The sequence below is a fragment of the Fictibacillus norfolkensis genome (genome assembly GCF_014836645.1).
Taxonomy (GTDB): domain Bacteria; phylum Bacillota; class Bacilli; order Bacillales; family Fictibacillaceae; genus Fictibacillus; species Fictibacillus norfolkensis.
Map to the genome: position 1 here is coordinate 37,240 of NZ_JACSQM010000003.1, position 19,110 is coordinate 56,349.

Below are 19,110 nucleotides of genomic sequence, written 5' to 3' on the forward strand. Positions count from 1 at the left end.
TCAGGCGTTTTTAATATGCGAAAAAGTGAAAGTTACATATATTAGTATGTGATCTTTTGTTAGAAACTTTCCTGAAATCCTTTGTAAATACTGAAGATTAGAGAGTTTGGGCACACTATTCATATAATTATCACTATTTATCGGCTTTCAAATAATTTATAATTATCATATAATAAAGATATTAAAGACTTAAATATTAGCAATACTAGTTGATATAGTTTTCATAGAAACAGGAAAAGCTGTAATCAAGTTGTCTCTTCTTATATGTGAGACGACGGCTTTTTTCTGTAAATTTTAGGTGAAAAGGTTGATAATGATGAGCAACAGAGAAACGAACACAGACGTCCTTTTAATTGGCGCTGGAATCATGAGTGCTACATTAGGAACGATCTTAAAAGAAATAGCTCCAGAAATGAAAATTAAAGTATTTGAAAAACTTGATAAAGCAGGAGAGGAAAGTTCAAACGAGTGGAACAATGCGGGAACTGGGCATGCTGCACTTTGTGAACTAAATTACACATCGGAAAAACCAGATGGATCGATCGACATTTCAAAAGCCATTGAAATCAATGAACAGTTTCAAGTATCTATGCAGTTCTGGTCCTACCTTGTTGAACAAAAATTGATTCGTAATCCAGAAGATTTCATTATGTCATTGCCGCACATGAGTATGGTTCAAGGAGAAAACAACGTTCAGTTTTTAAAGAAACGTATGGAAGCGCTAACAGAGAATCCTCTCTTTAAAGGGATGGAATTCTCAGATTCTCCAGAGAAATTGATGGAATGGATTCCATTGATCATGGAAGGACGTTCGTTAGACGAGAGTATCGCTGCTACGAAGATCGATTCAGGAACAGATGTTAATTTTGGTTCTCTCACTCGCATGTTATTTAGTCATCTTCAGAAGCAGAATGTTGATGTTAAATACAAACATAGCGTGGAAAATCTAAAGCGTACAAGTGATGGCTCTTGGGAACTGAAAGTCAAAAATCTAAACTCAGGTTCTGTTGAGAGACACACAGCGAAATTTGTTTTTATCGGTGGTGGAGGGGGAAGTCTTCATCTTCTTCAAAAATCCGGTATTCCTGAAGGAAAGCACATTGGTGGATTTCCAGTAAGTGGGATCTTCATGGTATGTAAGAATCCAGAAGTGATTGAGCAACAGCACGCGAAAGTATACGGAAAAGCTAAAGTCGGAGCACCACCAATGTCTGTTCCTCATTTGGATACACGATATATTGACAACAAGAAATCGTTATTGTTTGGACCATTCGCTGGATTCTCACCAAAGTTCTTGAAAACAGGGTCTATGCTTGATCTCGTGACATCTGTAAAACCTAATAACGTATTAACGATGTTAGCTGCGGGTGCTAAAGAAATGTCATTAACGAAATACTTGATTCAACAAGTGTTGTTGTCAAAAGAACAGCGAATGGAAGAACTACGAGAGTTTATCCCGACTGCCAAGAGTGAAGATTGGGATCTTGTCGTAGCTGGGCAACGTGTTCAGGTCATCAAGGATACAGAAACAGGTGGAAAAGGAACGCTTCAATTCGGTACCGAAGTGATTACTTCCGCTGATGGTTCGATTGCTGCCTTGCTTGGCGCATCACCTGGTGCGTCCACTGCTGTTCACGTTATGCTTGAAGTTTTGAATAAATGCTTCCCACAAGAGATCGGAAAATGGGAACCAAAGATCAAAGAGATGATTCCTTCCTATGGTCAGCGATTGATGAACAACCCTGATTTATTAAAGAAAGTACACGCATCTACAGCTCGTACTCTAAAACTTGATGCGAATGAACCTACTTTAGCTGATTTTTCTGAAATAGATTATACCGTTTTACATGAAAAGATTTAGAATTATTGTTCAAAAGAGCCTTACTTAAGGCTCTTTTTTGCTGTTCTTATTCTATTATGAAGGGGTTAACTACTTTTTTATGGATTGTAAATAAGATTAAATAATGACTAGGAGTTTTAGAGATGAATACAGTTAAACACAATAGTAAGGCTTGGGACAAAAAGGTTGAAGATGGTGTGAGCTATACGAAGGCTGTATCGAAAGATGTAATTGAAAGAAGTAAATTAGGAGATTGGCGTATTACCGTTACAACAGAAAAACCAGTTCCTAGAGGTTGGTTTCCAGAGTTGTTAAGTGGGGTGAAGATTCTTTGTCTTGCTTCTGGAGGAGGTCAACAAGGTCCTGTGTTAGCTGCTGCCGGCGCAGAAGTTACTGTTATCGATATATCAAAGAAACAATTAGAAAATGATCAATTGGTAGCAGAAGCAAACAATTTATGCCTAAGAGTCATACAAGGAGATATGTGTGATCTCTCCATGTTTGATGATGGGGAATTCGACTTGATCGTTCATCCTGTGGCAAATGTATTTGTGGAGGATATTTCTCCCGTATGGAAAGAAGCATCACGTGTTTTAAAAGACAGAGGCGTACTCATCTCTGGTTTTACGAATCCATTGTTGTTTATTTTTGATGATGAAGAAGATCAAAAGGGAAATTTAGTGGTAAGTAACAGAATTCCTTATTCCACTCTCGATTCTATGACTGAAGAAGAGAAGTCTGTGTATCTTAAGGCTGATGAAACGATAGAATTCGGGCATACGTTAGAGGACCAAATACAAGGACAGATTGATGCAGGTTTTGTGATTACTGGATTATATGAAGATGATTTTGGTGGAAGAAGACCGATCGATACCTATATTAAAAGTTTTGTAGCAACACGCGCGGTTAAAATGAAAATTAAGTAAAGAGGGGAGAACTAGCTTAGAGGTATACTCAACTAAGCTAGTTTTCTTTATTTTAGGATAGATAATTCTTAGCTAAAAAGTAAGCACTTACCGTAAACAATTGTGTAATTTTTTTATCTTCTATGAGTTCTTCCATAGCATCAAAAGGGAAAGTCTTAACTTTTACGTCTTCGTTATCATCTAAGTTTTGAGACGATGTTTCGAAGGCATCTAAGATTAGAAATGTTATAACCTTGTTCGTTTGGGTAGCAGGGTTTACCATGAATTCTCCAAGTAAGATTGGTTTTTTAAGAGAAGTGTAGCCTGTTTCCTCTTGAACCTCTCTTATGATCCCCTCCTCATAGGATTCACCTTGTTCAACTTTTCCAGCCGGAACTTCTAAAAAGAAGTCGTTGCCAGGATGCCGGTATTGTTCAACAAGTAAAATCTGTTTATCCTTTGTTAGAACGACTGCATTCACCCAATCAGGATATTCATGAACATAATAGTAAATCGTTTCCTCTTTATTTTGCAGCTCGAAGCTGTCTTTTCTTAAATGACCGAAGGAAGTTTTGTAAATATATTCTGATGATATGGTGCTTCGTCTTGCCAAATGTTCATTCCTCCTCATGCTTTACTGATTGTTTACGTAACAGTTCTAACTCGTTTTTTATTGTAGATAGTTCATTCTTTATATGTGTAAGATTCTTAGAGTCATTAATTCCGGTTCTCACCGCTAGATATATTACGAAGAATAAAATAAAACAACCTGACAATGCTAATAGAATCTCCTTGCTCTTATCCTCCTAATGAGGATGATTCCCACTCTTCTCGAAGGATGCCCATCCGGATGGAATCATAATAAACTCCGTTGTAATAGCGGCATTTTCTCATTCTGCCTTCCATTTTCATGCCGAGTTTTTCGCCAACCTTAATCATCCGTTCATTTCCTGACCATGTGGTATACCCAACACGGACGAGTGGAAGCGTGTTGAACAAGTGATTGATCCACAGAATAAAAGCTCTAGTTCCATATCCACCGCTCCAATACTTGGGATTGTAGATTCCAATTCCCATCTCTAACCATCGAGAAGGCTCGTGCTCCCAATAATAGCTCACGGTTCCAACCAACTCACCAGCGACTTCTATTGCCCACCGTTGATCATGATTCACATAGTGATCTTTGTTCCACATAAATTCTTCAAAAGGAATTTGTTTGTGATCAAAATATGGAGCATCCCATTGTTTCCATTCTGGTTCATTCTCTTTATAAATGAGTTCCCAAAGCTTGGGGAGGTCTCCTTCTATGATGGGTCTAATACGTAATTCGTTATCGTGATATGACATTCCATTCCTCCGTATTTTTTGAACATTTACATTTTGTTTTATGATACCATTATTTGTAAAGGCAATCTTATATAATTTTGGGGGAATTATGAAAATAAAAATCATACATACGAACGATCTTCACAGTCATTTTAATAACTTTGCGAAAGCAGTAACCTTAATTAATCAGCATAAAGACGATAACACTATACTGGTGGATGCAGGTGATTTTGCTGATTTCAAAAGCATCGAACTACAAGGAACGAGAGGATTGGCTGCGGTTGAGCTTCTCGGTGCCGCTGGTTATGATGCATTAACGGTCGGCAACAATGAGATGTTTAATGGGGCAGAGACTTTAGAACATATGGCTACTCAAAGTTCAGTTCCGTTTATCAGCAACAACCTCTTTAAGAAAGATAAGAAAACGATTCCTGGCGTTCATTCGAGTGTGCTCATCACTAAAAATGGACTTCGTATTTTCGTAACTGGCGCTTCACCTGACTTAGGAGCTTTTAATGAGGGATTAGGATTTCATGGTGAAAACTACATTATCGCTATAGCTGAAGAACTGGAGCGTCATCGTGGGAAATATGATCTTTGCATCCTTCTGAACCATGTTGGAACGCTAGCGGATACTGAATTAGCTAAAGAGATTTCTGGGATCGATGTGATCGTTTCTTCGCATGATCACGTTCTATATAATGAAGCACAAGTAGTCAATGATACGTTCATCATAAGTGCCGGGAACTTTGGCGAACATATTGGTGTATTAGAACTTGAAATAAACGGGACACATAAAACCGTTTTACAATCTGCGGTTTATTGTACAAAAGATTCGAAACCAGACGAAGAGATCTTATCCATTCTTAAACGAAGTAAAGAAACCGCCATTGAGATTTTAGGGAAACCTTTGTATAGAATTGATGAACCGATATGGCACGATGTAATTGGTGAAAATCCGATTACAAATCTTATCGCAGATGGTTTAAAGGATATGCTCAATACCGATATAGGCTTGATAAACAGTGGGATTGTTAACGCCGGAATCTTTTCTTATCTTTCTAATAAAAAATTGATAGAGATCTGCCCATCTCCTTTGAATCCAACATCCTTCGAGATTCAGGGTAAATACATTATGGAAGCTGTTCAACAATCCCTTGATGTCCAACATTGCTTACAAGATGGAAGAGGACCGGGTTTCAGAGGGAAGTATGTTGGGAGACTGCACATTTCAGGCGCAGAAGTTGTTTTTGATGGATTAAATGTGGTTGAAATGAGGATAGGCGGTGAACTAATTGATGAAGAGAAATGGTATTCCGTTGCATCATCAGATTATCTTCACCGAGGGTCAGGCTATCCTTCACTTGCTAACAATCGAAACGAGTATTACCGACCAGAAGAGATCAAAGAAATAATCAAGATTTATGCCGACAAAACAGAGTTTGTAAGAAGAGCTTTTGATACAAGATTTATTGAACTACAGAAGATTAAGGGGTGAACACGGTGGAATGGTTAACTTTTTTTATGGCTGCAACAGCCTTCATTTTTGTGTTCCAAGAAATAGAAAAGCGAAAGAAAATTGAAAAACGACTTCAGCAGTTAGAGGAACAACAGAAATAAGTTCAATCTTGGACTAGGAGGGTGGCTATCATGGAGAATTGCGTGTATTTTAAAGATACCTTCTTCTCATCAGGCAAAACTGACTAACTCAAATCATTTATTCACAGATGAGCTCACAGATGAGCTGATTGCAGTTGTTATGGGGGTAAATGCAATTGAAAAACGCAACTCATCATCTGCAGGTGCTGGTGCTTGAGGCTCTGGCAGCAGAAATTAATCTATAAAAAGAAGCTTTTTACTCAACCGGAGGAGAACGTTGAGGGAAAGCTTCTTTTTTATTTGAGTGATGTCTATTTGAGATTGATATTATAATTGAATGTGTGCACGAAACATACAAGTGAAATTGTTAAACCATATATCCACGGTAATTCCAAATAATTTCACGGTAAATGGAAATATATTCACGTATATGCTTGATAATTTCACGGATAAAATTATTTATCCAATTTTCGACAAAGCTACATTCGCCAAACACTACACTACCGCCATATATATACCTAGATACCACACTACTCCGTAATCCCTGCCTGCGTGATTTCCACATTCACTTTAACGTTGATTGGAATATCTGGATACTGATCGTCCCACTGTTTAAAATCAAATCCTCGTGTTCTGCTTCTTGCCAGATCGCCTAATCCAATCGTATCTACCTTTGCTTTTTGTAACTTCTTGACGATCATATTGGTCCGTTTATTCATTGCTTTTTCTGCAGCACGCTCAAGCTGCTCGACAAGAGATGGATCACTAACAGGGATTTTGGGTGCTTCACTTACGCGTCCTCTAACATTAACAAAAATGTCTACTGATGGCGATCGTTTTACGTCTTTAAATTCATATTCTACTTTAGACTTCAGGTTTTGAATGGTGAAGAATTGATCTTTTTTAAATTTCACTTCATAGATGCCTTTCTCAAAGGGTTCAATGAGAAGCTTTAAAAGAAAGGAATCTTCAAGTTTTAGCTGTCCAACCATTTTATCGTCTTTTAAGAGAGCTGTTCCTACTACTCTAATTCGATCTCCTTGCTTCTCTAAGAGTGGCAAGTTTGGATCCATCCCTTTTCCGTAATATCTATACAAAAAATCATGTATGTTTGACTTTGGTATGTTTGCGTTCATATTTTGATCTAGAAGATGGAGCAGATACTTAGATGGCGTTTCACTAAGAGGATACTGCTGCTTTAATAATGTTTTTGTACTTCCATAAACGATGGCCATATAAAGATCCCGACCTAAGGAAGGATCACGCTGAAGTGTGTCGACTAGATCATAAATTCCTTTTTCAGCTAAGCGGTCATTATAAAGAGCAATTTCTAACCTTCCGATTTCAAAAGGTTTAGGTGATTCTGCTTGTTCTAATGCCCTTGCCATCTTGCTCGTATTCGTAGTAGCCGTGAATACTTGTGAGATCGGAGGGACATCTTCACCTCGCTGGGGAATGGCTACCATCCCGTTTAACTCTACTTGGTTGTTCGACTTATAATCATAACCAACTGCAGAAACGAGCTGAACGTCTTCGAGGATTTTTTTGCTCGGAAAACAGCCTGTTAACAGGAATAAAGTGAAAACGATAATAAGATGTTTTTTAACCATTTTTTGTTTTCCTTCCTTTTCCTAAAATTAGTTGGATAACAAATAGAAAAGGAATATAGGCATATAGAATATAAAAACCAATCTGAGAAACTTTCGTATTCAGTATATCTATTTGCTGCCGATCAATAATTAAGACGCTACATATGAAAATAACGAGAATCATGATACGAAGTGCGCTCTTTTGTTTGATTTTATACAACCGATGAATACCACGGCTGACTGACCATAAGCCGATACAGATATTAGGCAGAATAACGAAAAGCCAGAGTGCGATACCAGCATACTCAAATCGTTGTGCAAAAGGGAGGTCAACAATTTTCCAGAGTGTTAATGTCGCCCAAATCGTATGTTGAAGTTGCTCTTGATTGAAATAAACAAAAGAAACAAACACCGTGATTAGGTAAGTAAACATCGTAAATAAGTTTCCAAAATGAGCCCACTTTTGAGACTTTTCTGGCTGTTTTAAAAAAGGCATGTATAACAAAATAAGTTCAAGTCCTAAATAATCCAGAGTAACTCCTTTTGTTGCAGCCATTAGATCACTAAACGAATGATCAAGAATGGGTAAAAGATTCGTATAATGTGCGTTTTTCAGTGCGTAATATTTTAATGAAAATAAAGGAAGTGAGATGAAAAAACCTAATACGGAAAGCCCTGCTACAACCCGGATTCCTCCTATGACGTATGAATAGGCTAGTCCTAATAAGATCAGAGCAATGATCGGTGTACCCAGCTCAGGAAACACCCAGATCTGAATGACTTCGATATACGTTCTAAGTACGGTTAGGATCGTAGAACTAAAATAGATCAACAGCAGAAAGCTTAGGGTACCACCGATCCATCTGCCGAACAAGTTTCGATGTACGCCGATAATATCAGCGTTCTCTCTTGACAGAACACGATAGATCATCCAGATCAACACGTTAAATGATAGACCTCCGACGATTACAGAAATCCATGCATCATGTCCTGCTGTCTTGGCTATATAACGCTCGAAGCCAAGAATACCAACTCCAATCTGCATGGTGGTAACCATATAAAAAGCCATATAAGGTGATATCTGCTTGTTTTCACTGATCTGAGACATACATACCCCTCGCTTTTTAGTCTTCTATGTCATGTTTTTCTTTTGCGCGTTTTTTATTCATTTTAGCTTTATCTTGTGGTCGAACTGATGATGGCCGTCTGTTTTGTACACTGAACGGCAAACGGATAAGGGCATCTTTTAAATCATTTACACGAAGCGGGTATAGGGGTGCGATGTAAGGTCTTCCGAGAGAAGTAAGTTTTAATAGATGTGAAACAATAAATGCAAAGCAGATCGCAACACCAAGTACACCTAAGAACTGTGCAAATAATAAAAAGGGAAAACGAAGCAAACGAATCGTGTTACTCATTTGATACACAGGTGTTGTAAAAGAAGCGAGTGCGGCTAGAGCTACGATGATCAACAGAACGTTACTCGTTAAACCAGCTTGAACCGCTGCCGTTCCGATAACGATACCTCCAACGATACCGATCGTTTGACCGACTTTAGATGGTAGTCTCGCACCAGCTTCACGAAGCAACTCAATCGAAAGCTCTAGTACAATAGCTTCCAATATAGGCGGGAACGGGATATCGTTACGTGAAGCCACAAGTGTAGCTAGAAGGTTTTCTGGAATCATCTCATAATGAAACGTTAAAACAGCTACATAAAGCGGCGAAGATAACACAGAGAACATAACCGCCATCAATCGGATCAATCGAAAAACAGAAGCGAGCGTCCAATTGAGAAAATAATCTTCAAATGCAGAAAAGAACTCTACGATCGTAGTTGGACCAGTCAATGCATGTGGTGATCCGTCAGCCATAATGGCCACTTTACCTTCAGATAAAACACTCGCTACTCGATCTGGTCGTTCTGTATCGATGAGCTGTGGAAAAGGAGAGTTCTCGTTGTCTGAAATCATTTGATTGATATAAGAACTATCTACGACATGGTCGTATTCGATATCGGTAATACGCTGAATGGCGGTATTCACATTTTCTTCATCAGCGATTCCATCGATATAGATAATTGCAACTCTCGTTTTTGAAAGTTTTCCTACCCTAACTTCTTTTACTGTAAATTCTGGAATAGGAAGTCGTTTACGTATCAAGTTTAAATTGGTGTCGAGTGATTCAACGAATGCTTCCTTTGGACCAACAACGCTAAATTCGGTTTCAGGAATTGAGATCTGTCTGTTTTCAGTTGATAGACTGGGAACGAGCAAACCCTCTGGGTCGTCCTTGTTCATTTGAATGAGAATGAAACCTGCTGTTACTTTGTTCGCGATATCATGAACATCATCCGTTTTGACCATTCCATCTAATGGTAGATGCTTCTGGATATCGTCTAAGTTTTTAAGAGGGATTTCTGTTATATACGGTAATAAATCACGATGAACAAATTCTGGATTTACAAGAGTTTTATAATAAGAGATGTAGAAAGTGCTGAGAGATGATTGCTTCACAGTAGAGAAATCAGCTGAAGCCTTCAGCTTTTTCATGAGTTCTGGAAATGTCAATGTACCTTTTGTAGAGTTGGAATTTGATTCTTGTTGTTGTTTCTTCTTTTTCTTCTTAAAAAATATCATTGAAATCACCCGTTCGTTAATACGTCGTAAACTACTACATTTGTTTATCATTTCCTAGGTACATAAATATATTCTGTAAGATGGAATGTGCCGTTATGGTATATAACATTGACAACCATTGGCAAGTAGCCTAAGATTATCATTAAATTAATATTCAAACTCTTATTAAGAGCAGGCGGAGGGAATTAGCCCTATGAAGCCCGGCAACCATCGGAAGAACTTTGTTTTGACCGAAACGGTGCTAAATCTAACAGCAGTTACTGCTGAGAGATGAGAGAACGAACGGATACTATGTATGAAGCCGTGTTCTCTAAATGAACACGGTTTTTTGTGTTTATTAATCGGGTTTATGAATTGGGTTTAAACGTATTCTTAGAGAGAAAAGGAGTGGGTGATGTGGTGACATCGGATTGTATTTTGTGGAAGGGAAGAATACTGGCTCACACCTTAAATTTACCTCATGGGAATGAAGAAGGTGAGAATAAGTTTCCGTTGATTATAATCTGCCACGGTTTTACAAGTACGCGAATTGGAGTTGATCGTTTATTTGTTAAAACGGCTCAAGCACTCGTTAAACTTGGGTTTGCTGTATTGCGATTTGATTATGCTGGGTGCGGTGAGAGTGAAGGGGAATATGGAGATAATGAATTTGCTTGTTTTATTGATCAGACGAAGGAAGCGATTTCCTTTGGAAGCAAACTGACAAATATTGATAAGCATGCCATAACACTAATCGGACATAGTTTAGGTGGGGCTGTTGCGGTTTGCACGGCAGCGGATGATGAAAGAATTAGTAACGTGATCACTTGGTCCGCTGTAAGTAAACCTTTCGCTGATATCAAAGAAATCGTTGGTTACAACGGTGAACATCTAGATGAAATGATCGGCTCATCTAGGCAGCTTTTCTTATGAATAGAGGGTTTTGTAAAAAGTTCTGGGGGTCTCTTTTTAGTAATTAAGTCTAAATTTGAAAAATTAAGTCTTACGCAAGAACATTAGGTCGTACTGTACACTAATTAAGTCGAACTAGACATGAATTAAGTCTAAATTCAAAAATAAAGGCCGTTCGACAAATCCGACTTCAACCAAACCCAACAAAGCGCGGTATGATATGATGAAGTCGGACAAATTCAGCTTAACCAACATTTTATTAAGCGGGTGGAAAAGGAAATGGCAATTGATTTTTGGTCACCTGTCAAATTATCACTCGGCATAGCGGTGACAGCTTCATTGATCGTGATTCTTGCAGGAATTTTCTTTGGGAGGATCATGGCTCATAAAAAATTTAAAGGCAGGACCTTCGTTGAAACAATATTCCTACTTCCGCTCGTACTACCCCCAACGGTTGTAGGTTTCTTGTTAATCGTTTTGTTCGGTCGTAACGGTCCAGGTGGACAGCTAGTAGAGTGGCTTTTTAATCAACCGATCATGTTTACATGGTGGGCAGCCGTTATTGCGTCTGCGGTTGTGGCGTTTCCACTCATGTATCAATCCGCAAAAGCGGGGTTCGAATCGATTGACGCAGACATCGAGAACGCAGCGCGAGTTGATGGGGCAAACGAGTGGGATGTATTGCGGAAAATTTCTGTACCACTTTCTGTTAGGGCCATCACATCTGGTGCTATTCTAAGTTTTGCTCGAGCATTAGGTGAGTTTGGTGCAACGCTGATGTTCGCCGGAAACATACCTGGAAAAACGCAGACAATATCCACTGCAATCTATATTGCGATAGAGTCAGGAAATATGGAGCTTGCTTGGATGTGGGTGGGAAGTGTTATCGGTATTTCATTTTTAATGCTAGCCGCTGTGAATCGCCTAAGAACTTAGCAGGAAAAAGAATCTGCAATGGTTCTATTTTGAAACTACAAACATTGGTATGGCAGGCGGTTAGGCTTCGGTATTAAACCATTCTCCTCACTGTGTGTGTATGAATAAAACACAGCTTCTCTATAGAGGGCTGTGTTTTTTTACGGCTGGAATCCCATGTGAAATACTTATTCGCTTTTTCCTATACTTACCGCGAACTTACTATGAGAAAGGTATTTCAATCGAATGGATTTGTCTTTGAAATGATCATTGTAAGACTTAGCTGTTATATTCAAATGTGCCACTTTAATTTTTTTTTTGATAAATCGTTATAGAAGAAACATAGTCAGGACCATTTTTCGAACCATACGTTAAGGATGAAGGGATGCCTTCTACCAAGTTGAAGTTTCTAGCTTCATAATCACTTATGTCTTCGTAGAGTTGAAACATGGTGTGTGCGAAAATAATCGCAACTGCAATGGAACCAGTGATTACAACTGAAATAAGAAGGCGTTCTATCCAGCAGATTAATCTTGAATAACTGGCAACAAAGCCAATAAATAACGATAGCAGCGACTTGGCTAAAAAAAGGAAAAGCTCCGTCAAAACAAGGTGATCTTGAAATACTGTCGAAGATAAAAATAAACTCAAAGCAGAGAATAGCAGAATCACCAAAAGTAAGATGAGAGGAAATATACTCGGAGTCCTAAAGCTTCGAGATCCTGTGATTCTTTTCTTTTTTCGATAACCCATAAATATCCTCTCCTTTATAAAATATATTCAATAAAGCTAAACCACTATTCAAGAGTGAAGATTCACCTCACTGGTTCCCGAATAACATTATTTGCCGACGGAGAAGGAGAGTATTACATGAAATTAACTCAAGCGCAACAACTCGCGATTGAATACGTTGAACGTTATGCTGCACAACATAAAGAAGATGCTCAAGCAACGATTCAACATCTATTAAGAATGTCCAACATAACAAATGATGAATATCAAAAGGCAGTCCATAAACTTAAAGAGCATGCCCGAATCGCTCTTCACTTTCATCCGGATCGGCCAAACTCTTCAATGAATTGTATTGCAGAAGCATTGCTTAATGATGGGATATATAAAAGTCAGTTTGAAACGCTGCTTTCAAACGGAAGTGTATCTGCCTATCCCGGAGGCTTGCGTGATCGGTGGGAAAATCAATTATTTGGAGGAGCTTACCAGACAAAGGGTACGACCCTTAATGAACGAGCAAAATATGGTGCGTTAAACATTATGAAGCATTCAGATGGGCCAGCGCCACGGTTTGGTTCGTGTTACTTCTTACTCAAGCCTGAAGTTTCAAAACGAGCTACTTTTACATACCTTGATTCTCATCAAAATCCTAGAGAAAAAGGGACATTTGGTGAGTTCGATATGATAATTTCCGCATTGTTTGAAGAAATCTTTACGAGAGATTATGCGTTAGGAGAGCCTAATCTTATGGTGAGTTCTTTGATCCAGCACCTTGTTCAACAAATAGAAATGCCGTTTGAAGATCCAGCTGAAAAACAAGTGTATCGAAATCTAAATCATTATATTGAGGCACAAGTTCACGGTGATCTTTTATTAAAGAAAGATGCTGAAATACTTGTTGCAGACCCTTCATTTATTGGAACGAAGGTTGGAGATACGCTTACAAGTCTTTGTGCAAAATATGATATTAAGCTTTATTATCATTCTGGATTTCAATTGTCTGTACATCAAGTTCCTTCAGATTTTAGAGGACGGGAAATGCCGTCATTAGCAAAAAGAATCGCTAAAAATCAATTGATCGATGCACATCTTATAGGTGAAGCTGTAATGGATTTAACGAGAAATCCAGTGGCTTGGAGCGACAGAGGTACGCAGAAAGAAATATTACAAGAGTTGAAACTTCTATGGCATGTGTTAGTGAAGTATGGAAAACCATATAGTAAAAGAAGATAAGTAAGAACGGAATAACATCTTGCATTTATTGTATTTATCTGTTACTATCGTTTCAATGCTAACGATTATGAAAATTGATAAGGAGTGGATCATATCTATTCTTTTGATGAGTACGGTGAATTGCTGCCGGAAGAGAAGGACACCATCAATCAATTGACTAAAGCACCGATCGAATCACTCAATCTGCATTCTATTACAGTGGTTACAAATCTGTATCGAGCTGCTCAAGGATTGCGTAATAAGATGGAGCGGGAAGTATTAGCAAAGCATGGGTTATCTTGGACGTCTTTTTCTATTCTATATGATCTGTGGATATGGGAATCCGTCGAAACAAAGAAGCTAGCATTATCCGCTGGTGTTTCAAAAGCAACCATAAGTAACATCACGAATACATTGGAAAGAAAAGAATTATGTTATCGTAAGGTGGATAATCGTGATCGGCGCATCACGTGTGTTGTTCTGACCGATAAAGGCAGAAAAGTGATGGAGGAACTGTATCCGAGGTTTCATGAAGGTGAGGTTGAAGTCGTTTCTTCCTTGTCCGTTGAAGAGCAGACATTAATATCAAATTTACTTAGAAGAGTTATTCGAGAGAACGACTTTTAAATTTTATATAAAAAATGCGATGACAGGAAACGCAGTAGCAATGATCTCCCTGTTTTAGAGAGCTGGTGGTTGGTGTGAATCAGTACAAAGATCATGTGAATTACATTTCCAAGAGCTTTCTTCGTTACTTTTATAAGAAACAGACGAAGAACGGGAAAACCGTTATTTAACTTGAGTGGAAGAATATTTGTTCTTCAATTAGGGTGGTACCGCGTGTAAATTTAGACCACGTCCCTTGTGTTATAGGGATGTGGTCTTTTTATCGTTTCTTGAGAATTGAGTATTACAATAAATAGAGGAGGAAAAAGGATGATTCCGGTTATAGAACAACTAACAGAGAAACAGAGAAATGAAGTTAAGAGGCAGATGGAAATCTATAAGCAAGGCGTTCAGGATATAATTCCTACAGAAGAGTTAGAAACCAAAGTGGCGAAGTCTATTTTAGAGAACCGCCCACTGAAAATTAAACTCGGGCTAGATCCTTCAGCACCAGATGTACATCTTGGTCACACAGTGGTGTTGAATAAATTAAGACAGTTTCAAAAAAATGGTCATGTCATTCAATTGATCATTGGAGATTTTACAGGAAAGATCGGAGACCCTACAGGAAAGTCTGTCGCGAGAAAACAATTAACAACAGAAGAAGTGGAGCACAACGCGAAAACGTACTTCGAACAGTTTGGAAAAATAATAGATATGGAAAAAGTAGAGCTACACTACAATTCTAAATGGCTTTCTAAGCTGAATTTTGAAGATGTTATAAACCTTGCTGGTAAAATTACAGTGGCAAGATTGTTGGAGCGGGATGATTTTGATGAGCGGATCTCAACAGGAAAGCCGATCTCGCTGCACGAATTCTTCTACCCGCTCATGCAAGGTTACGACTCTGTTATGTTAGAGTGTGATATTGAATTAGGCGGAACGGATCAACACTTTAACATTTTAATGGGAAGACACTACCAAGAGAAGTTTGGAAAAGAAAAACAGGTTGCTATGCTTATGCCCCTCTTAGAAGGTTTAGATGGCGTTGAAAAAATGTCTAAATCCAAGAGAAACTATATTGGTATTGATGAAGCTCCCAATGAAATGTACGGAAAGTCAATGTCCATTCCAGATACGCTGATGATCAAATACTTCGAACTCGTAACGGATTTAAAAAAAGAAGAGATTGATACAATTAAGACAGATGTTGCGACTGGGAAGCTTCATCCACGTGATGCAAAGATGCTTCTTGCTCGAACGATCGTCCATATGTACCATGGTGAAAATGCAGCCAGCGCAGCTGAACAAAATTTCATTACTGTTTTTCAGCAAGGAACGCTGCCTGATGAGATTCCGGTTGTGATATGGACAGGAGCTGATAAGATCTCTGTAATTGATTTAATCGTGGAATTAAAACTACTTTCATCAAAAAGTGAAGCTCGTCGAATGGTTGCCAATCATGGGGTTAAGATTAATCGTGTAAAGGTGGAGGACTCTACTTTAATCGTCGCTATATCGGATGATTTAATTGTTCAAGTTGGAAAGCGTAAGTTTGTACAGATTAAAAGAGGTTAAATAAAAGGGCAACATAAAGTTGTCCTTTTTCACTAATTACAGATATAGCAGCTATAATGTAACTGCTTACAATTCTTTTTTAAAGTAGTTGCTTTATTAATGATCTCATCTACAGATCTAAAAACTTCTTTTTCGTTTGAGATAACAGCAATTGAAAGTGAGACAAGTGGAATATTCTCTTTTACTCCGTTTCGATTTTCGGCAAAGACAAAACCAGAGTCCCAATCTATTTTATTGTAAAAAGATTGCAGTGTGCCGTTAAAAGCTGTTATGAGTTCTTCACAAGCCATGATGTATGCATGGTGAGGGAGCGTCGCAATAAAGTCATCTCCCCCAATATGTCCTACAAATGCGTTTTCTTTTGATAATATCTTTTTAATGATCGATGCAGTCTTTTGAATCATTCTGTCTCCTTCTTGGAACCCGTACGTATCATTAAAAGCTTTAAAAAAATCCAGATCAATATACAATAATGTAAATGCTTCTGCTTCTATAAGTTCAGCAAGTTTCTCATCAATAAGTTTGTTTCCAGGCAAACCAGTTAATGGGTTTAAATATGTTGCGATCTTTGCTTGAATATCAGCTAATTGCGTGAGCAAATGTCGAATGCTTACTATGCCCAGTAGTTCGCTGTCTTGAGTGACGATCACGTTATCGTATAATTGTTCTTGATTTCGTTGCATGGCTAAACTGCTAACTTCAGTGAGAGGTGTAAAAAAATCAACGATTAAAGGATTAGGATTCATGATCAGCTTGATAGGTCTACCCATATATACATTAAATCCGTAGAGCGTGCCTAACTTTTGGTAGAATTGTGAACGGGTGACTAAGCCAATTGGAACTTTTTGATCTGAAACAACAATTCCGTCATAGTTTGGATGTTCTTTAAAAAGTTGATCAATCTCAGAGCTTTTTGTCTCAGGATTAACAATCGGTGCGTTTTCTATAATGTTCCCAATATAGGTAATCATCTGCTATCTCCTATTAACGGTTTTTAACTTTGTTTTTAAAAGGCTAACATTTTGTAATCCATATTGCGGAAGAGAACCATTCAGTAAAGTCGGTAAAGGTTTTCCAAGGTGATATCCTTGTCCAATATGTACGCCTGCCTTTTGTAAATAGATTAGTTCGTCATTAGTCTCGATTCCCTCGGCGATCACTTTTGTTCCTGAGTTGTGCGCATAATCGAGCAGAAGCCTTACAAGATGCTGTTGTGTAATCTGGGAATGAATACCTCTAATAAGAGATTTATCAAGTTTAATAAAGTCAGGTTTCACATACAGAATGGTCTTTAAGCTGTTATAGCCTGTACCAGCATCATCAAGTGCTATACGAAACCCTTGCTGTTTATAATGTTGAATAACCTTTACGAACTGAGCATAGTCCGTAACAGCTTCTTTTTCCGTTAATTCAAGTACGATTTGTTCAGGTTTAAAGTTATAATTCGTTAATATTTCTAATGTTTCTCCTGTCCGATAAGAAGGGTCAGCTAATACTTGGGGATGAACATTAATAAATATCATTTTTTGATTGTAGAACGGTTCAGCGTTAGCTTGATCTGCAATACGTTTAAATGATAGTCGTCTAATAAACGTTTCAATCGAAAACACTTCACCGCTCTTTCCGACAAAATCATAAAATTCTTCGGTATTTGTAAACGCATTTATATTTACAGGACGATTAAGAATTTCAAAACCTAATGTTTGTCCTGTTCTCAAACATAGGATAGGCTGAAAATACGTTTCAATCGAATGTTCGTCTAATGCATTTCTTAATGCCCAATATTTATTAGACTCATTATATAGTTTTTTTCGGTGCTTTTTTAAAAATGTTAAGTAATGCAATAATTTCGATAGGCTATTAGACATGTTTATTCACCTTGTTGTGCTTTAATTTTTGTGTCATTTGTACTAGTTCATTATAGTATGAAAAAAGCAGATAGTTTATAAAGGTATTGTAAATTCTTGACTTGTAAACATGTAAAACATCTCAACGATGTACTTTTTGTAAAATATTGAGAAAAAGTAAATAAGTCAAATAAAGGCGGTTGTTTAAAATAGAGATTAAGTGGCATGAAATCACAAATCAAACGATGAAAGAATTAAAAGATGCTCTTTCTTTTTATAATTATTCATTTCCGATAGAAGTTAGGGAAACTGAATCAGTCTTTTTGCAAAGTTTAAGATATGCTGAAACACAAAAACTCAATAACTATCATTTTATAGCCGGATATCAAAATGAAGAATTAATCAGTATTGTTACGGCTCACTATTTAGCTGACGTAAATGCAGGATTTATCGTGTATCTAGTAACAAATCCTAAAATAAGGAGTAAAGGGTTAGGGGCAAAATCTCTTCAAAAGATTGAAGAAGTTCTTCAACAAGATAGTATTCATGCAGGTTATGATTCATTAAAAACGATCGTTCTTGAGACTGAGACAGAAGAGATGGTACACAGCGAAAAAGAAAAGGAAGATTGCGTAAAGCGAACGAACTTTTTTATGAAAAACGGCTTTTATAAAGTGGAGGATTTTCTCTATTTCCAGCCACCTATACATGATGATGGCGTAGATGTACCTCTTCATTTATTCATGAAACAACGAACAGAACAAGAAATATCGAAGTCTGAAGTGAAACGAATAGTTAAAGCTATGTATGTTGAAAAGTATCATCATGGTAATGGTATTGAAAAAGAGGTATTAAATACTTCATATAGGAAGATGAATTTGGAGAAACATGATTTGTTTTGTGATTAAAAGAGAGGTGTCCTGTCATAAAAAGAAATCTAATCATTATAATGGTTTGCGTTATGTTCTTATCTGCTTGTCAAAAAGAAGAAAACAGAAAGTATGTTCATTGGGGAGAAACAACGGAGAATGACATAAAACGATTAACCGAAAACGGAATCGATTTTAAAGTGAAAAACGAAAATCTTTACATCCTTGAAGATCAAATGAAAAAGGCGGTAGCTTGTTGTACTTAGTTAAACAGTATTAACAGTTACAAGTAAAAAACACAAGGTACTTCCGATTGGGGAGTTACCTTGTGTTTTTTGGTTAAGCTAAATCATTCCGTTATCTAAATGTATGATGATATTTACTTCCTTGTACTATTTTGGTCAAACAACTTACTAATAATAAAGAAATGAAAAGTAGAAAAATTGTTTGATATTCTGTTTTCATTTATCCAAATCCCCTATAAATAAATTACCTTAATAATACCATAAATATGAAATTTGCAGAGAGAAAAAAACGACCGAATTTGGTCGTTATGGAAAAAGAA

At 37.5% G+C, this 19,110-nt stretch carries 17 protein-coding genes, 1 riboswitch and 1 other annotated feature; of the genes, 9 read left to right on the forward strand and 8 right to left on the reverse strand.

Features of this window, described 5'->3' with window-relative positions:
• Window positions 1-316 precede the first annotated feature (316 nt).
• A complete protein-coding gene (locus tag H9648_RS07500) occupies window positions 317-1,861 on the forward strand; it encodes a malate:quinone oxidoreductase (protein WP_191753713.1) in 1,545 nt (514 codons plus the stop codon).
• Between the two features lie 122 nt (window positions 1,862-1,983).
• Window positions 1,984-2,766 (forward strand): class I SAM-dependent methyltransferase, encoded by a 783-nt coding sequence (locus H9648_RS07505; protein ID WP_191753297.1) that lies wholly within the window; start codon window positions 1,984-1,986, stop codon window positions 2,764-2,766.
• Between the two features lie 52 nt (window positions 2,767-2,818).
• Here H9648_RS07505 and H9648_RS07510 read toward each other — a convergent pair whose 3' ends face one another.
• Both H9648_RS07510 and H9648_RS07515 read right to left on the reverse strand, forming a co-directional pair.
• On the reverse strand, window positions 2,819-3,358 hold the full coding sequence (locus H9648_RS07510) for an NUDIX hydrolase (RefSeq protein ID WP_225218797.1): 540 nt from the start codon (window positions 3,356-3,358) through the stop codon (window positions 2,819-2,821).
• Window positions 3,359-3,543: 185 nt separating this feature from the next.
• Window positions 3,544-4,092, reverse strand: a complete 549-nt coding sequence (locus tag H9648_RS07515) for a GNAT family N-acetyltransferase (RefSeq protein WP_191753299.1) — start codon at window positions 4,090-4,092, stop codon at window positions 3,544-3,546.
• An 88-nt stretch (window positions 4,093-4,180) separates the two neighbouring features.
• Between H9648_RS07515 and H9648_RS07520 the strand changes: the two genes are divergently transcribed.
• On the forward strand, window positions 4,181-5,569 hold the full coding sequence (locus tag H9648_RS07520) for a bifunctional metallophosphatase/5'-nucleotidase (protein WP_191753300.1): 1,389 nt from the start codon (window positions 4,181-4,183) through the stop codon (window positions 5,567-5,569).
• Window positions 5,570-6,200: 631 nt separating this feature from the next.
• Here H9648_RS07520 and H9648_RS07525 read toward each other — a convergent pair.
• The 3 genes from H9648_RS07525 to H9648_RS07535 are packed head-to-tail and all read right to left on the reverse strand — an operon-like array spanning window position 6,201 to window position 9,898.
• A complete protein-coding gene (locus H9648_RS07525; RefSeq protein ID WP_191753301.1) occupies window positions 6,201-7,280 on the reverse strand; it encodes a Ger(x)C family spore germination protein in 1,080 nt (359 codons plus the stop codon).
• A complete protein-coding gene (locus H9648_RS07530; protein ID WP_191753302.1) occupies window positions 7,273-8,367 on the reverse strand; it encodes a GerAB/ArcD/ProY family transporter in 1,095 nt (364 codons plus the stop codon). Before H9648_RS07530 ends, H9648_RS07525 begins: the two co-directional genes overlap by 8 nt.
• Before the next feature lie 16 nt (window positions 8,368-8,383).
• Window positions 8,384-9,898: a spore germination protein gene (locus tag H9648_RS07535; protein WP_191753303.1), complete on the reverse strand. Its 1,515-nt coding sequence runs from the start codon at window positions 9,896-9,898 to the stop codon at window positions 8,384-8,386.
• 159 nt (window positions 9,899-10,057) lie between these two features.
• Window positions 10,058-10,175, forward strand: a riboswitch (SAM riboswitch).
• Window positions 10,176-10,294: 119 nt separating this feature from the next.
• Here H9648_RS07535 and H9648_RS07540 point away from each other — a divergent pair.
• Together H9648_RS07540 and modB are read left to right on the forward strand one after the other, a co-directional pair.
• A complete protein-coding gene (locus H9648_RS07540; protein WP_191753304.1) occupies window positions 10,295-10,810 on the forward strand; it encodes an alpha/beta hydrolase in 516 nt (171 codons plus the stop codon).
• 258 nt (window positions 10,811-11,068) lie between these two features.
• Window positions 11,069-11,725 (forward strand): molybdate ABC transporter permease subunit, encoded by a 657-nt coding sequence (gene modB / locus H9648_RS07545; protein ID WP_191753305.1) that lies wholly within the window; start codon window positions 11,069-11,071, stop codon window positions 11,723-11,725.
• Between the two features lie 285 nt (window positions 11,726-12,010).
• Here the strand turns inward: modB and H9648_RS07550 are convergent, their stop codons facing one another.
• Window positions 12,011-12,457, reverse strand: coding sequence for a hypothetical protein (locus H9648_RS07550; protein ID WP_191753306.1), 447 nt, complete (start codon window positions 12,455-12,457; stop codon window positions 12,011-12,013).
• Between the two features lie 117 nt (window positions 12,458-12,574).
• Here H9648_RS07550 and H9648_RS07555 point away from each other — a divergent pair, with 117 nt between their 5' ends.
• The 3 genes from H9648_RS07555 to tyrS all read left to right on the forward strand — a co-directional run bounded on the left by H9648_RS07555 (window position 12,575) and on the right by tyrS (window position 15,829).
• Entirely contained in the window at window positions 12,575-13,666 is a 1,092-nt protein-coding gene (locus tag H9648_RS07555; protein ID WP_191753307.1) for a DUF3626 domain-containing protein, read from the forward strand.
• Window positions 13,667-13,750: 84 nt separating this feature from the next.
• Window positions 13,751-14,272, forward strand: coding sequence for a MarR family transcriptional regulator (locus tag H9648_RS07560; protein WP_318243499.1), 522 nt, complete (start codon window positions 13,751-13,753; stop codon window positions 14,270-14,272).
• A 10-nt stretch (window positions 14,273-14,282) separates the two neighbouring features.
• Window positions 14,283-14,511: a binding site (T-box leader), on the forward strand.
• Window positions 14,512-14,581: 70 nt separating this feature from the next.
• Complete coding sequence (gene tyrS / locus H9648_RS07565; protein ID WP_191753308.1) at window positions 14,582-15,829, forward strand: tyrosine--tRNA ligase; 1,248 nt, start codon at window positions 14,582-14,584, stop codon at window positions 15,827-15,829.
• 32 nt (window positions 15,830-15,861) lie between these two features.
• Here tyrS and H9648_RS07570 read toward each other — a convergent pair whose 3' ends face one another.
• Both H9648_RS07570 and H9648_RS07575 read right to left on the reverse strand, forming a co-directional pair.
• Window positions 15,862-16,800 (reverse strand): GGDEF domain-containing protein, encoded by a 939-nt coding sequence (locus H9648_RS07570; protein WP_191753309.1) that lies wholly within the window; start codon window positions 16,798-16,800, stop codon window positions 15,862-15,864.
• 3 nt (window positions 16,801-16,803) lie between these two features.
• Window positions 16,804-17,697, reverse strand: coding sequence for an EAL domain-containing protein (locus H9648_RS07575; protein ID WP_191753310.1), 894 nt, complete (start codon window positions 17,695-17,697; stop codon window positions 16,804-16,806).
• A 179-nt stretch (window positions 17,698-17,876) separates the two neighbouring features.
• Here H9648_RS07575 and H9648_RS07580 point away from each other — a divergent pair, with 179 nt between their 5' ends.
• The gene (locus H9648_RS07580) at window positions 17,877-18,584 is read left to right on the forward strand and encodes a GNAT family N-acetyltransferase (RefSeq protein ID WP_191753311.1); all 708 of its coding nucleotides are present in this window, start codon (window positions 17,877-17,879) and stop codon (window positions 18,582-18,584) included.
• The last annotated feature ends 526 nt before the right edge of the window (window positions 18,585-19,110 follow it).